At 35.7% G+C, this 14399-nt stretch carries 16 protein-coding genes; 10 read left to right on the forward strand and 6 right to left on the reverse strand.

Going from position 1 to position 14399, the window contains the following annotated elements; genetic code table 11:
• Positions 1-363: 363 nt before the first annotated feature.
• Positions 364-1278, reverse strand: coding sequence for a transcription initiation factor IIB (locus tag BQ3481_RS08935; protein WP_148692977.1), 915 nt, complete (start codon positions 1276-1278; stop codon positions 364-366).
• Between the two features lie 654 nt (positions 1279-1932).
• On the opposite strand from BQ3481_RS08935, the gene BQ3481_RS08940 reads away from it, so the two are divergent.
• Positions 1933-2571, forward strand: coding sequence for a Snf7 family protein (locus BQ3481_RS08940; RefSeq protein WP_157927948.1), 639 nt, complete (start codon positions 1933-1935; stop codon positions 2569-2571).
• Here BQ3481_RS08940 and BQ3481_RS08945 read toward each other — a convergent pair.
• Positions 2568-3839, reverse strand: coding sequence for an MFS transporter (locus tag BQ3481_RS08945; RefSeq protein WP_157927949.1), 1272 nt, complete (start codon positions 3837-3839; stop codon positions 2568-2570). The genes BQ3481_RS08940 and BQ3481_RS08945 overlap by 4 nt on opposite strands.
• A 417-nt stretch (positions 3840-4256) precedes the next feature.
• Here BQ3481_RS08945 and BQ3481_RS08950 point away from each other — a divergent pair, with 417 nt between their 5' ends.
• Complete coding sequence (locus BQ3481_RS08950; protein WP_148692980.1) at positions 4257-4595, forward strand: hypothetical protein; 339 nt, start codon at positions 4257-4259, stop codon at positions 4593-4595.
• Here BQ3481_RS08950 and BQ3481_RS08955 read toward each other — a convergent pair.
• Positions 4592-5185 (reverse strand): transcriptional regulator, encoded by a 594-nt coding sequence (locus BQ3481_RS08955; RefSeq protein WP_157927950.1) that lies wholly within the window; start codon positions 5183-5185, stop codon positions 4592-4594. The two genes, BQ3481_RS08950 and BQ3481_RS08955, sit on opposite strands and share 4 nt — an antisense overlap.
• Positions 5186-5405: 220 nt before the next feature.
• On the opposite strand from BQ3481_RS08955, the gene BQ3481_RS08960 reads away from it, so the two are divergent.
• The 4 genes from BQ3481_RS08960 to BQ3481_RS08975 all read left to right on the forward strand — a co-directional run bounded on the left by BQ3481_RS08960 (position 5406) and on the right by BQ3481_RS08975 (position 8118).
• Positions 5406-5723, forward strand: a complete 318-nt coding sequence (locus tag BQ3481_RS08960; protein WP_394336736.1) for a DUF6659 family protein — start codon at positions 5406-5408, stop codon at positions 5721-5723.
• Positions 5724-5980: 257 nt separating this feature from the next.
• Positions 5981-6268, forward strand: a complete 288-nt coding sequence (locus tag BQ3481_RS08965) for a winged helix-turn-helix domain-containing protein (RefSeq protein WP_173848096.1) — start codon at positions 5981-5983, stop codon at positions 6266-6268.
• A gap of 21 nt (positions 6269-6289) precedes the next feature.
• On the forward strand, positions 6290-7495 hold the full coding sequence (locus tag BQ3481_RS08970) for a helix-turn-helix transcriptional regulator (RefSeq protein WP_157927953.1): 1206 nt from the start codon (positions 6290-6292) through the stop codon (positions 7493-7495).
• Positions 7492-8118, forward strand: a complete 627-nt coding sequence (locus BQ3481_RS08975) for a hypothetical protein (protein WP_157927954.1) — start codon at positions 7492-7494, stop codon at positions 8116-8118. The genes BQ3481_RS08970 and BQ3481_RS08975 overlap by 4 nt, the downstream gene beginning before the upstream one ends.
• A 113-nt stretch (positions 8119-8231) precedes the next feature.
• Here BQ3481_RS08975 and BQ3481_RS08980 read toward each other — a convergent pair whose 3' ends face one another.
• Entirely contained in the window at positions 8232-9398 is a 1167-nt protein-coding gene (locus tag BQ3481_RS08980; RefSeq protein WP_157927955.1) for an RNA-guided endonuclease InsQ/TnpB family protein, read from the reverse strand.
• A 112-nt stretch (positions 9399-9510) separates the two neighbouring features.
• On the opposite strand from BQ3481_RS08980, the gene BQ3481_RS08985 reads away from it, so the two are divergent.
• Entirely contained in the window at positions 9511-9708 is a 198-nt protein-coding gene (locus BQ3481_RS08985) for a hypothetical protein (RefSeq protein ID WP_157927956.1), read from the forward strand.
• On the opposite strand, the gene BQ3481_RS08990 is transcribed toward BQ3481_RS08985, so the two are convergent.
• Positions 9705-12062 carry an NHL repeat-containing protein gene (locus BQ3481_RS08990; RefSeq protein WP_157927957.1) on the reverse strand — a complete coding sequence of 786 codons (2358 nt, stop codon included), beginning with the start codon at positions 12060-12062 and terminating at the stop codon, positions 9705-9707. The genes BQ3481_RS08985 and BQ3481_RS08990 overlap by 4 nt on opposite strands.
• Before the next feature lie 93 nt (positions 12063-12155).
• Between BQ3481_RS08990 and BQ3481_RS08995 the strand changes: the two genes are divergently transcribed.
• From BQ3481_RS08995 to BQ3481_RS09005, 3 genes are read left to right on the forward strand one after another with little or no spacing between them, the layout of a single operon-like run.
• On the forward strand, positions 12156-12869 hold the full coding sequence (locus BQ3481_RS08995; protein WP_157927958.1) for a 7-carboxy-7-deazaguanine synthase QueE: 714 nt from the start codon (positions 12156-12158) through the stop codon (positions 12867-12869).
• Positions 12869-13429, forward strand: a complete 561-nt coding sequence (folE, locus tag BQ3481_RS09000; RefSeq protein ID WP_157927959.1) for a GTP cyclohydrolase I FolE — start codon at positions 12869-12871, stop codon at positions 13427-13429. Before BQ3481_RS08995 ends, folE begins: the two co-directional genes overlap by 1 nt.
• Positions 13430-13468: 39 nt before the next feature.
• Positions 13469-13723 (forward strand): hypothetical protein, encoded by a 255-nt coding sequence (locus BQ3481_RS09005; RefSeq protein ID WP_157927960.1) that lies wholly within the window; start codon positions 13469-13471, stop codon positions 13721-13723.
• Here the strand turns inward: BQ3481_RS09005 and BQ3481_RS09010 are convergent.
• Positions 13712-14386: a 7-cyano-7-deazaguanine synthase gene (locus tag BQ3481_RS09010; RefSeq protein ID WP_157927961.1), complete on the reverse strand. Its 675-nt coding sequence runs from the start codon at positions 14384-14386 to the stop codon at positions 13712-13714. The two genes, BQ3481_RS09005 and BQ3481_RS09010, sit on opposite strands and share 12 nt — an antisense overlap.
• Between the last annotated feature and the right edge of the window lie 13 nt (positions 14387-14399).

The raw sequence follows: 14399 nt of genomic DNA on the forward strand, positions 1-14399 counted from the left end.
ATTTAGTCTGTCGAAGATTAAAGCAAAATTCCTTTCAACGAATCTTCAAAAAAACATGTTATACTAATATGATGATCGTAAATTATGTCTAGATTTATTGAAATATTTTATTGAAATATTTTAGAAATATGTAAAAATATATATGAAATAATAAATATGATGATGTATTACAATAAATAATGCAGAAAGATGTAAGATCTACTGCTTAAGAGAGCGTGGCTCCGTAGACTCGAATTGTGGATCCCACTTGGGTGGGATAAAAGGAGGTAATCTCTATCTGTCTACGAATAAGGGCCACGCCATTAAATTCGAACCACTGAAAAGTGAAAACTAGTTTTGACGCAAAAACGATTTTACAAAAATTTAGAGTTTGAGTGATTCCTTCAATCCCTTGTATCTATTTCTAATTGTAACTTCGGTTACTCCGGCAGCTTGGGCAACGTCCTTTTGTGTTTTATTTTCTCCATTCATGACACATGACAAGTATAATGCAGCAGCTGCAAGTCCCATCGGATCCTTTCCAGCAGAGATCTCAATTTCAGCTGCATCTTTTAGAATCTGTAAAGCTCTTCTTTTTGTCTTTTCACTCAAGCCTGCCTTGCTTGCAATCCTTGCAACACATTTTATTGGATCTACAACTGGCATTTTTAGATCGAGTTCTCGTAACAACAATCTATAACATCTTGCAACATCCTTTCGCTTGATGTTGATCCCATTTGCAACATCCGTAAGTGTTCTTGGAGTTTCAGTGTCTCTACATGCTGCATATAGCGCAGCAGCTACAAGTCCCGGAATTGATCTGCCTCTAACAAGACCTTTGTCAAGTGCTTTTCTGTAAATGTAAGCAGTCTTTTCAATCACTGCATCAGATAATGCAAGTTTATCTTTTAGTCTATCAAGCTCACTGAAAGCCTGTCTAAAGTTTCTGTCTACTGGTTCATGAACCTGACTTCTGCTATCCCAAGTTCTCAATCTTTCTATAGTACTCTTCATGGATGCAGAAAGTGGTTTTCCTGATGCATCCTTGTCAGCAGGACCAATTATTGTTGCAAGTCCCATGTCGTGCATTGCAAGTGATGTGGGTGTTCCAGTTCTACTTCGGTCCTCATGTTCTTCTTTAGAAAATGATCTCCATTCTGGACCGGATTCTTCTACACGTTCTGTAAGTACAAAACCACAACCTCCGCAAAACATCTCTCCCGTAGTATTATCAGTTACCATTGGACCTTTTCCACAACGAGGACAACGTCCGCCAGAACCAAAGGATTCACGAGTCATATAATATCTTATAAGAATTTCGATTAACATAAATAAAAAGGTTTAACTATGAGTTCTCAATCTATTAATTAGTTATTTTATCATCATAATATACGAAAATTATAGATTATCTTTAATTGTTATCTAAATATTAGAATTCATGTATTGGAATTTCTTACATTGCTCTTTTTTTTCTAGATGATTATTCATGAAACAAGATCAAATTTGATCTTCTCAAATAATATTTTTTGATTTATTTTTTTAAAATTATTTTTGAAATTTTTTTACAATTTTTCTTGAAATTTTTTTACAAAATTATTTGAGGACTTGTGCAAAACCTTTAAATACATTTGTTCTGCAGAACCCGCATTAAATAAAATGGAACAATGTCCACTTTGTTGTGAATTCCAGCAGTCGAATCAGGCACTGGCTATTCACCTAAAAAAAATCCATCCACAGAGAAATACTGCTATTCAAATAATGCAATAGGACTTTGCGCGGGGATTAGTCGTAGGATGTATCCAATCATGGTTATCCACGAGTTTTTAGTTTTTTATTAAAATGAAAAGCAAGCGCAAGCTGAACCTGATCTTCTATATTTTGTCAGCTAAATTTAGTATACTGTGAACCGTATTTCACACCTGAAATTAAAAACCAACTTTATCAGTGGTAACCATGACAACATTTACAAACAATTGGCAAAGACCGCAAACACCAAGTCTTGGTGAAAAAATTAATGATGCACTAAAACCAAAAGGTGCGCTAAAACCAAGATTGGAGGCTGGAATAAAAAGACTCCAAACTCAAATTGTAAAACTTGATGGAATGATTACCAAACTAAAACAAAAAGATGAAAAGTTATTCAAAAGAATTGTAATTGCAACACAGAATCATGATATTACTGCAAGTAAAGTTTTATCAAAAGAATTAGCCGAGGTTAGAAAAGTAACAAAGCTTTTAGGAAACGCTAGGATTGCTCTAGAACAAATCGAGCTTAGACTAAGCACATTCCATGACCTAGGAGACACCGTGGTAACCATCATGCCAACAATAGGCTTGATGAAGAACCTCAAATCTTCTCTAGTCAAATTTATGCCAGAAGCTGACCGTGAGCTAACTGGAATGACTGAGATGCTCGGAGGTCTTATGACTGACACATTCCATAGTGGCGACTTTGGAATTGACTCGAGTGCAACAAGCGAGGAATCTGAAAAGATCCTCCAAGAGGCTTCTGCAGTTGCAGAGGCAGCAATTAATGATAAACTGCCTTCAATGCCTGCTGATCAATCATCTTCCTCAGCACGCTACGTCTAGGTTATCATATTATTTGATAATCTGTAGCGGAAGTATATTTTATACAATACTAGTGATACCACTAGTACTGCGGAAGCAGATAGAAACATAGTAGCATATCCCAAAAATTTTGTCAATTCCCCTGTAACAAAAGAGCCCACAAATACTCCTATACCTGTTATTGCACTGTTCACCCCAAGATATTTTCCCTCAAATCCCTGTGGAATGCTTTTGAAAAATATGACAGAGCTAGATGTACTATAGATTGAAAATGCAATTACCATCATACAAGCAGATGTCATTGTAATTGGAAAACCCAAAGTTCCTACCATGAAGAATAACGAAACAGCAGGAATCATTACTGCTAAAATTCGTGGTATATGTGCTAGAATGGTTGATCGTTCTTCTCCAAGCTTTGATATTATTTTTGGGGCTATGAAAAATACCAATAACATGGCTATCATTTGAATCGTATAATTCAGGAAGACATCAGCATTTGAAAAATTCTGATTTTTTAAAAATGGCGTCCAGGCAGTAAGATACATGTTACTTCCAGAATAGAAAAAAAATGAAGCCAGGTAGAATATGCCTATCTCATTGCTTATTCTTCCCTTGAATAGCGTAATTATATGCCTGAAATCATATACTTCAAGAATCTTTGGGAAAACAAAATGATGATGACTAATTGAATAGCGTATGCCATGAAGTGAGTGAGCAATACTGCTTCTTTCAATATGAATACTATCGCTGTCCCTTACAGATATACTCAAAACCAGAGATATGCCGCTTGATACAGCGCATATCAAAAAGTATGGCCTAAGATCAAAATAAAAACTTCCAACTGTTCCAATTATCATAGCAACTAACATTCCAAGTGTACTGATAATTGATGTCTTGGCAAATAACCAACTCCAGAGATTCTTTTGTACTGATTCCATCACAAGAAGTTGTGTAACTGGGCTTTTTGCAACCATGAAAAACCCAAGCACTGTTGCTAATCCATATAGAACGTAAATCGAATTGGTAAAATACATCCCAAGGCTACAGAGAAGAACAAAAAAGAATGATGTAACAAGTATTGGCCTTTTAGAATGAAATCTATCTATTATTTTCCCCCATGTCAACGAACCAATAGCTATCGAGCCATTTTGCAGAGCAGATATGATAGCTACCTCTCCTATGTCACCCCCCAGAAAGATTACATATAATGGAATTACAGTGCTTAATCCCTGAGAAGTAATCTGGGATGGTAACAAATACCACATCCATCGTTTATTCTGAAGTTGCATCGTCTAGCATCAGAGATTGGGCATTATTGTATAATGCATTTAAAAAATTTCCATGGTTTTGTCTATTCTTTGCTATTTATGGAAAAATTTTATCATGCAGAAGTGTGGAGATCACACATTGTGAGTGCTAGACTCAAAGCATGCTGACCTTTGTCATCATTTCCTTCGGGGTACCTTGGGATGCTTTATGTGGAAAGATTGCTCTTTACACATCACACATTGCTTGCATGATACCTATCTTGGGAGGATGTCCTTTGATAGGGAGTACTAATACGTGAATAAAATATTTAAGGCTTGTGTCCAATTTTATCGTAAATCTTTGATTTTTTTTGATTATTCAAAGTTGTTAGATAATTTCTCAGACATGTCCGCAAATTTTTCTATAAAGCTTTTATGATACGACGACGTAATCCAGTCATGAAAAAGGATGGGGACGTGTATCAGCTTATTTATGAATCAAATCTAGACAGCAAACTAGAGCAAATTCTAATTGGATTGGTAAAAGACAATCCTTCTCCGAAGATTGAATCAATAATTCAAAAGTTCCTTCTATATGTCCAACATTCCACAGAAAATTTCTGGACTACTTATTACAGTGCAAAAACATACGAAGAAAAACTAGATTGTTACTACCAGTATTCCAAAAACCAATGTCTTGCAACCGAGGTGTTAGTAAGGGATCTGGGTTCATTGTCCTCTGATGATGAAATAAAGGAAAATCTGGATGCACTAGTAAAAGAGAGTTTTACATTCTAGGTTAGAGAAGACTCGGTCTTTGGTCTAGTCTCTTTGAATTTTGCTATCTTGCTACCTTCTTCATTTACTACTTGATCAATGTTGACTAGCCTTTCTCGTAGGTTGGTGATCATTACTGCAACATCATCTGCTTCTTTTTCAACCTCACTTCTTTTTTGTTGTAATGTCTTGATGCCCTGTTTTTCTTCTTCTATGTATTGACCTACTTTGACAAGTTTCTCCTTTAGATTCTTGATATCGACTGATTCATCTTCAATATTTTTTTCTAGACTAGTTCGCTTGTCTTTGAGGTCCTTGATCATTAAACCTACATAGTCTATAGCTTCTTCTAACTTGGTTCTCTTGTCCATTAATGCCTGGATTCCTATATCTTCACCTGATGTGCTCATACGAGTTTGTTGAATAGGTTCCGGTATTTTTACTTGTTCTGAAGGGTGAAAATGGGATTCTTCAATGACTTCGGACGTCTTTATATTCCCTGCTTCTGGTTCATATTGAAAAACCTTGCCTGGCTGATCAGCGATCTTGCCCTCCATTCCTGAAGAAATCGATCCGTTCTCATCCTTTTTCTTTCGGAATTTGTCAAACATATTGCTTATGGGTTATTGTTATTTTTAATATATAAAAAGTTAATAAGTAAAAAGCTGGTTTTGCGAAGTTTGGAATGACAATCTATTGAATATTTCATCTAAATGGGTTGGTATGGGGATTGAGATATATTTAGAGACCTAAATCTTTGGTTCGAGTTACTTGAATAATGGCAAAGTAAACCTACTTCCAATAGTAGAAGATATCATTGGATTAGATCAAATGATGCGATTTGCTGCAATAATAGATCTAAAAGGAAACATATCTGAAGCAATAATGAAAGAAGGCAAGACTTCGTTAAAGTCCCAAAAGGAGGAAGAGCATTTCTGCAAACAAGTGGCAACAAGGAGAAAAATTAGACAACAGTTTGACAAAAGCCTCGGACCCGTAAATTATGTACACATTGAACGTCAAAAAATTACTCAGATTGTTATCTATCCAAAACGTAAGACTGTCTATGTGACAATGGAACCAGATATGGATATAAAACGAAAGTTAGAAATTGTAGAATTAATCAAAAAGAAAACTGCAAAATTATAAAATTAAAGAGCATAGAACCTCTCAATAACCAGATTTTACTCTATTTGTTGACTATTCCTTGTCTATAGGTAGTAGCAAAGCGTTTGCTTGGCTGCATAATCTTTGTTTTGTATTCTGGCATGCTTGATTTCTGCTCTCCCGCGCTTCTCAATAACCAGAAAATTGACTGTTTCAAGGCCTGAAACTGTCGTTCCGCTATGCGTTCCGCTATGAAATTTCATGCTGTCCCTGATAAAACATCAATACTATAACACCTCATGTCAAAACAACAATACAGGTCCGAAATGGGCATCATAGCCGATATCCTTGGTGTGGCCATGGATGGAGGAACCCAAGGAGTGATTATCTCCGCTATATCCCGAAGAGCAAACCTATCTCATTATGCAGTACTTGAGAAATGTCAGAAATTAATAGATGCAGGATTGGTAGAATCAATGAAATCCGACAGAAATAGGCTTTTTAGGGTTACAGAGAAAGGAATCAGGTTCTCCCAGGAATTCCAGAGATTCCAAGGCGTAATGCAGGGACTTAATCTCAGGTATTAAGAAATGTATCAGGAATACCAGATGATCGAGATACAAAAAGTATTACCAGAAAGAATGCTTTTTGTAAGGATCAATTATACTCTCACAACAATGGTAAGGGCTCCAGTTGTAGCGATATGCTTTGTTTTACTCACCCTCTCTTCCTTTGTACAGTACGCTATAGGCAGCCCCAAAGTTCTTGATTTTACAGTTTATGCAGATGGAACAACCCATGTTTTCTATCAAACTGACGTAGACGCTCGATCACCGGATTTCAGCCTGAATGTATATGGTAGTAATATTGAAAACCTTGTTGTACAGGACGAAAATGGAACACTGCTTTCAAGTAAGGTGAATGCAAATACTATAACAGTAGCAACTCTGGGAGCTTCCGCGATAAAGGTAGACTATGATACGCCTGACTTGATATCTAAGAATGGAAGAACATGGACTTTTCATGTAAATTCTCCTACTGATTATTCTATAATGTTACCAAAAAATACAGTAATTGTCGGAATGAGTGCATCTCCTTTAAACATGCAAATAGTTGATGATCAATCACTTCTATCGTTACCAAGTGGCTCGTCAGACATTGATTATGTCTTTGGTGTCCTAGGTACAAGCCAGACTGCTACTTTGGCAATTCAAAAAGCTCAAGATTTTATCAATACTTTGAATTCTACAGGTGTGAAAACTCCTTTGGCTTTGGCAAAACTTCAGGAAGCTCAATTTGCTTTTAATCAAGGCAAGTATTCCGACGCAGAATCTTTTGCTAACTCCGCAAAAAATCTTGCTCTACAAGAACAACAAACTGCCATCTCAAAACTATCCACTAACTCATCTGATAACCATATTCCAGTTAGCTCATCTGACAATTTATCGATCTATCTTTTAACTGGAGGAATTGTTGCTGCCGGAATAGCTGGAATCATAATCTTGAGAAAAGCAAGATCAACTAAGATAATAACTTCTAGTAAAATCCCACAAAATAATGACTATATTCCATCGAAAAAGGAGGAAATTTACAAACTCAAACCAGATTTACGTCAAGATGACAAAGAAATCATAGCATTCATTTCTGAAAAAGGAGGTCAGGTATACGAAAGCGAATTACGCAAAAAATTCTTGATGCCACGAACAACAATGTGGCGCGCTGTTAAACGACTTGAAAGAGAAGATGTTGTTGAAATAGAAAAAGTTGATCAACAAAATCTTATTAAACTTCGTAAAATGGAGGATCAGAAATGAAGAGTTTGACAATCTTTATTGCAACACTAGTTGTAACATTAATCTTGAATGGTCCAATCCAATCATATGCTGATCCTCAACTTGACACATTGGTGAGTATTGCTACGCAGGCACAAAACAATCTCAACATCAGCATATCTCAAATTCCTAATGTTCCAAATGAAATTGTTTCTCTATATGATCAAGGCTCTAATGAAACCGACGCCCTGACCAAGGCAGTAAATGCACAAGATATAGTATCAGCTAAACAACATTTTCTTTCTGCAATGAATTTTTTCAAGATTACAAACGATAAGATAAATTCTCTTAATGCAACAGGAATAAATGACCAAAAACATACAGACATAATAAAACTACAAAGTGAGATCACAAGATTGGCAAAGTTTGATGAAACGCTTCAATCTATAGCAATAACTAACCATATGGATTTCAACTTTACACAATCTGATCAATTAATCCAAAAAGCAAAACAGGATCTTGATGCTGGTAAAGTTGATGAAGCATCAAAATTGATTGTATCTGTAAACCAATTTCTAAATGATGCTCATGACTCGCTTACAAAAGTGGCAAAACAGCGAACCTCTGATAGGGCAAAAGATTTTACAAGTAAAACAAACCAATAGGCTTGACAAATGGGCAGTATACAGTATCTCAAACTGTAAGTGCAGCTTCTGTTTAGTGGACAGAGATCCTTAATTCGGTTCTGTCGGTTGTCGGGTGATAAATAATTTGGACATCATTTCTTCCCTACAATCAACTTGCTTCCATCCACTCGCAGGATTACTGGCTGAAAGTTTTCCAGATTCCCGTTCACCGCTTCAACTAAAAGCCCTCTAGGATGGCAAAACCTACTCCACCCCTTGTAAGCAATGTTCATGGATGCTACTACATCCCTGTCAATTGATTTCTTACAATTAATGCACAACAATTTTCGAAGTTGAAACTTGTCCTCTTGGAGTCTATCTCCGCATATTGGACAAAGCTTGCTTGTGCGTTTAGGATCTACGAATTGTACTTGAATCCCTTCCCATTCTGCCTTGTATGTAATCTGCCTTTGCAGTTCATAGAACGACCACGAGTTTAATCTTCGGCGATACTTGTTTCCCTGACCATTTCCAGTCTTGTATAGCTTACGGATTCCTTTTAGATCTTCCATAACTATGATTGATTTTGATTCTACGGCTCGTTGTACGATATCCTTTGATATTTTGTGTAGATGTTGCTGGATACGTCTTGACCTCCTATTTCCCAGTCTTTGCTGGAATGACTTTTTCTTTCTGATGTCCAATCTTCTAAATGATGCTATAACATGGCTTGTGTTTTCCTTTATTGAAAGTAACTTGTTGGTCTTGTACATTATTGATTGCTTACCATCAAATGCAGTGATGTTTCTGAGGTTTCTGTCTATACCAATAACGTTTTCTGGAATGATTTGCTCCATTTCCTTTCTGACTGAGATTGATATCGAATTAGGTGTTATCGTAAATGGCCTCGGTTCTACATTTTCTAGTTGTGATATTGTATAGTCATTTAATCTTACTAGAAACTTGTCATGGTTTGATATTGGAATTGACAATAACATGCCAATTATCTTGAAACCATAGCAAGAAACAAGATATGGTTTTGATACATATGGAGATTTTGGAGTTCTTCCCTTCTTGATGTCTTTTTTCATCAATGCTAACCTTCCAGATGCCTGAGATATTGCAGTTAACTTGTAATATGATAGTATTTTGTAATTGCTCAGTTCCTTGTATGATAATATCGATAGTCTTTTCATGGTTGAACAATTGTTTGCTATTCCAATTCTGATACAGTCATTTACCATTTGCCTGAATGTTTCCATCATTGATAATAGTTCAGGTGGTGATTGGTATGATTGTTTTATACATTTGGTTGCCAATAATGTCCAACATAGTTGTGTTTTTACATTATTTACCATTTGTTATCACTCGACAACCCGACAGAACCGATTTACATAAAATTCATATAGATTTTTACCAGACCCAAAAGCGATGGCTTCAAAGCAAATTTCTGCAGGCGTGGGAATACCAATGATAATAGTTGGCATTATACTTGCTTTCATTTTAGCACCAATACAAGCTGACTTGACAGATACTGTAGAATTTATTGGAAGTCTTATCGGAATCTTGGGAGTGATAATTTTCATAGCTGGATTCTTTTCAAGAACAGTACCTGCAATTACATCCTAAATCTTCATCGCTCCAATTGATAAGAGATGTTGGATAGCAGCCCAAAAAGTATTATCATCAATTTGGCCTGAATACCACTGTCTCACATTTCCCTTTAACCAATTTGGAATTTTCATAGTGTCATCTAGATTCATTGATGGTGTTTTGATTATGCCTTGATTTACTACATATATCACTGCTTGAGAAAAATCTTTTTTGCCTAAAACTCCCTCCGCCCACCCAATGGATGTATTTTTTATCCAGCTAGGCAAAATGTTCGCAGTTCCACCATAGAGTGCAAATTTCTGTACACTGTTCTCTTGCTTATCTACAACATAGATATTATCTGCTGCGTCAATCGCAAGACCAACGGGCTGTTCAAACCCACCCTGCCCATTTTGTTGCATACTCCAACTCCAAAGAAAGTTTCCATGAGAGTCAAATTTTTGGATTCTATGATTGCCGGTGTCTGCTACATAGATGTTATCTTTAGAATCAATAGCTATTGCTGACGGATTGATAAATCTGCCATCATCAGTTCCTGTGGATCCATACCAGTTTAGAAATTTTCCAATACTAGAATATTTCAATATCTTGTTGTCTGTTGAAATAGTGTACAAGTTATCTCTTGAATCAAATGCTAATGCTTTAATGCCTGAGAAACTAGCCCCGTCTGCAAATGATGAGTCTATCTTATCTTCATAAGTGCCCTTGTTGTCAAACAATTGAATAGATCCTCGTCCCATGTCTCCTACAACAAGATCACCACTGTGATCTGAATTTATTGCAGTTGGTATCTGAAACATGCCTGGATTATCACCATACGTACCCCATGAATAAACAAAACTTCCAGTCTTGTTGAACATGATTATTCTTGAATTTCCACTGTCTGCTACATACACATAGTTTTCATTTACAAATATGCCTGATGGATTTTTGAATTGTCCACTTGCTGAACCTACATCACCCCATGAGAGAAGCAGGTTGTTTTTATCATCGAACTTTTTTATTTTCGAATTTCCGGAATCTACAACGTAGATATTGTTGTCTTGATCAATGGCTATACCAGTTGGAGACTTGAATGTTGTTGAATTGATTGCTGAAACAAAGGTGGGAATGTTGTATTGAACTGGATCTAGAATCTCTCCACTGTCAACTGGTGACCCATCTACGTTAAAAGATGAATTTTTTATAATTCCATCATAATTCACATACAGTTTCCATGTCCCCCGGCTGTCATTTTGAGCAATCTTGTGGGGTATGATAATTTCAGTTGTATCCATTGGCAATAATATGGCTGGGCTTGCATTACCGTTGGGACTTGTTATCCATGTACTTATTGAATTTGTAGTAACATTTGATACATGTATCTCAAAGTTAGCAATTTCGCCTGGTCTATAGTTTAGTTTGTTTGGAAATATGTCCAATTTAATGTTAGGCAGCTCCAGAGAATTCTGAACTATCTTGAAAGAACCTGTCTTTACTATGCCAGCATAATCGATTTCAAAATTATAGGTTCCAATTATCTTGGGCAAGTTATTGAGCGCTAAAACATAATGTACAGATTGTGGGTAAAATTGACTGCTGGTTGTATTTCCCAAAGGATCTGTTATTTTTATAGTACCGCTTGATTCAGTTAACTTGGTAAATATCAAATCAAGCTCTACCTGATTTCCTGAATAAAAGGTGGCCGAATTCTCTACTGATATGTCTATTAGCTTGTTTATGTCGCCTAAGATAAATGGTACATATTTGACAGAATTAAAATATTGAATTTTTAAGTTGTATAATCCTGGAGGATTGTATTTAGCAAATTGTAACATTGGAAAATGATATGTTACACTTGGCTGGTCTGCTTTTACTTCAATTTCTGTTATTCCAATTGCATTATTTCCGTTCTGATCATAAAAATCTAGAAAATAAGAATGAGCAAATTTGGCATATGGGCTATAGTAAGATGAAGAAATGTTGATGTTCATTGTGTCCGGTTCATAATATGTTATCTTGTCTGTTATTACAGTTAAATCAAGAGGCATGACATTGACACGAACTGTTTGATTACTGCCTTCATATGCATAATTGATTAACCATGGACCAAACTCATTATCGTTTGCACTTCGTATAATTTGGTGTATTGCTTTTCCTGACCTTATTTGCTGGTCCAATACTCCTGATATTGTTGAATTGTCGGGTCTGTGGGCAACCCAATTTACCTGACCACCATTATATCCCTGAATTGTAACATTGACCTTTATCCAATCATTTGCTCCAAACTCTTGTTTTTCAGGAACAGCATTTATCGTTAAGGCACTTGCATCTTGGTAAACAACAAATGGCAAGGTCACAAGTACAAATAAGAAAATTAGCTTTTCCACTGTAAATTATTGTATTTGCTATTATATCCTCTTTGGCAAAAAATCATTCATAAGAAGATCCAATTAAATAATGAATAAGTACAGATCGAATACTTGAACGTACGGCTTTATGAGATATTTACATCTGTTGAAGGGGAAGGAATACTGTATGGTACAAAGACTCTCTTTGTAAGATTGTCAGGATGCCCTTTCAAGTGTTTTTATTGTGATACTAAAGGGGCACTCCCAATGAATTCTGGAAAGGAATATTCAATTAGTAAAGCAAAAGAACTAATCAAAAAGAATCTCAAGAAAAATACATACAAAGTTAATTTTACTGGCGGAGATCCGCTTGCTCAGTCAAAAGCTGTTGCAGAATTGGCAAACTTTGTTCAAAGTAAAAAAATTCATACTTATCTAGAATCATCTTGTTATGATTCTTCCAAGTTTGCAGAAGTTCTTCCTTACATCAATTTTGTAAAAATTGAATTTAAAACTCCAGAATCAGGCTTTGTTGATTCAAAACATTATTCTAAACTTTTAGAAAATGAACTTGAATGCCTAAGGCTAGCGAAAAAATCAAAGAAAACAACCTATGTAAAGGTAGTAATAAGTTCAAAGACACAATTGGGCCCATTCAAGAAACTTCTCAGACAAATATTCAAAATAATGTCAAAAACGGAACTTGCAGGATTTATAATACAGCCTACGTATGGTATTTCCGAACCTAGTTTGGAACATCTATTTAGCTTTTATGATTTAGTTTATGCCTATGATGATCAAGTTAGAATAGTACCACAGCTTCATAAATTCATAGGTGCACCTTGATGAATAAAGAAAGAATCAAGAAATTAATTCGAGAGATAATTGCAGAGATAGGCGAAGATCCAACAAGAGAAGGCCTAGTTGATACTCCAAGCAGAATAGCGGATATGTACGAAGAAATCTTCAAGGGGTATGAGGGAGAATCAGAATTATCCGTAAAATTTTCTGAGGACTCTGATATTGTAATTGCAAAAGATATCCAGTTTTATTCCATGTGTGAACATCACATGCTGCCATTTTATGGAAAAGTAAGTGTTGCATATGCACCAGATGGTAAGGTATTTGGAATATCCAAGTTGGTTCGACTTGTGGAAAAATATTCTACTCGATTACAAATACAGGAACGAATTACAAAGAATATAGCTGACGAACTATACTCTGAAGGAGTCAAAGGCGTAGTTGTCATTGCAGAAGGCGAACATCTTTGTATGAAAATGCGAGGAGTACGAAATGATGCTATAGTAACAACAATAGCATCAAGAGGAATTTATGATAAAAAAGAATCAAGATCAGATGTTCTGAATCTGATATATAATGGAAAATCCAAACCAAATATTGGTTAATCTAAAAAATTAAATAATAACAGTTAATCCAGAACTACTGTGGGAACACACAATAACATACACGTTCCAAAAGAATCATGGCCGGCCTTTATGTGGTATGCCATAGAATTCTTTATTGCACTGGGCGCTGGGTTGGGAATATCTCTTAATTCGATGGATTTCTTTAAAAAAATTGGCTTTGATGATTCCATGACAGTGTGGGCCTTTTGGGGAATTGTCGGTGTAGTGTTTCTTGCCTATTATCTAATTATAAGACCAATTATACTAAAAAAGCCAATTTTATCAAAAATCTGAATATCTAGTCTTGTCCAAAATTTTGGATTTAATAAAAGCCAATTTTCTGTTATTGCATGATTCGCATTTTCCACAATGGATCTTACCACTTCCATAACAACTCCAACTTTTGAAAATTTGCTCGCCCAACTCTTTGTATCCTTTCTTTAGCAGATCACTCTTTGAAAGATTGTCCATAAATGGGCTCCAAATTTTTATCTTCTTTCTAAGACCTAGATTTATTCCATCAACTTCTCCTTCATTCAAAGCCTTTGCGAGTAATTTTGTAAATATTGGTCTACAATCTGGATATCTAGTGTCTCCAATATGAGCACCATAGACAACAGCCTCTGCTTTTTTTGAAAATGCCCATGCTGAGGCTATGCTGAGAAAAATGGCATTTCTTATTGGGGCAACTATGGAATAATCAAATTTTGAAGGAATTGCTATTTTAGAATTAGTTAGGGCATTTGTATTTTCGTACAGGTCTTTCATAAATTCAATATTTACTATCTTATGTTCTCTAAATTTTAATAATTGTGAAAATTGGTGTGCAATTTTTACTTCTCTGCTTGCCTTTTGCCCGTAAGAAAAAGTTATTCCATGCAATTCATATCGTTTTTGAAGATAGGCTGCAGTGCATACTGAATCCAGACCTCCACTAAATACTATGACAGCTTTCAATTTGAAAACAATT

Origin of the sequence: Candidatus Nitrosotalea okcheonensis, from assembly GCF_900177045.1 — an archaeon.
In the GTDB taxonomy this organism is placed as follows: domain Archaea; phylum Thermoproteota; class Nitrososphaeria; order Nitrososphaerales; family Nitrosopumilaceae; genus Nitrosotalea; species Nitrosotalea okcheonensis.

What these genes read in the sequence shown, in the direction of transcription:
- BQ3481_RS08935 (WP_148692977.1), bottom strand. Translation starts at nt 1,278, where the DNA reads ATGACTCGTGAATCCTTTGGTTCTGGCGGACGTTGTCCTCGTTGTGGA.
- BQ3481_RS08940 (WP_157927948.1), top strand. Translation starts at nt 1,933, where the DNA reads ATGACAACATTTACAAACAATTGGCAAAGACCGCAAACACCAAGTCTT.
- BQ3481_RS08945 (WP_157927949.1), bottom strand. Translation starts at nt 3,839, where the DNA reads ATGCAACTTCAGAATAAACGATGGATGTGGTATTTGTTACCATCCCAG.
- BQ3481_RS08950 (WP_148692980.1), top strand. Translation starts at nt 4,257, where the DNA reads ATGAAAAAGGATGGGGACGTGTATCAGCTTATTTATGAATCAAATCTA.
- BQ3481_RS08955 (WP_157927950.1), bottom strand. Translation starts at nt 5,185, where the DNA reads ATGTTTGACAAATTCCGAAAGAAAAAGGATGAGAACGGATCGATTTCT.
- BQ3481_RS08960 (WP_394336736.1), top strand. Translation starts at nt 5,406, where the DNA reads ATGATGCGATTTGCTGCAATAATAGATCTAAAAGGAAACATATCTGAA.
- BQ3481_RS08965 (WP_173848096.1), top strand. Translation starts at nt 5,981, where the DNA reads ATGTCAAAACAACAATACAGGTCCGAAATGGGCATCATAGCCGATATC.
- BQ3481_RS08970 (WP_157927953.1), top strand. Translation starts at nt 6,290, where the DNA reads ATGATCGAGATACAAAAAGTATTACCAGAAAGAATGCTTTTTGTAAGG.
- BQ3481_RS08975 (WP_157927954.1), top strand. Translation starts at nt 7,492, where the DNA reads ATGAAGAGTTTGACAATCTTTATTGCAACACTAGTTGTAACATTAATC.
- BQ3481_RS08985 (WP_157927956.1), top strand. Translation starts at nt 9,511, where the DNA reads ATGGCTTCAAAGCAAATTTCTGCAGGCGTGGGAATACCAATGATAATA.
- folE (WP_157927959.1), top strand. Translation starts at nt 12,869, where the DNA reads ATGAATAAAGAAAGAATCAAGAAATTAATTCGAGAGATAATTGCAGAG.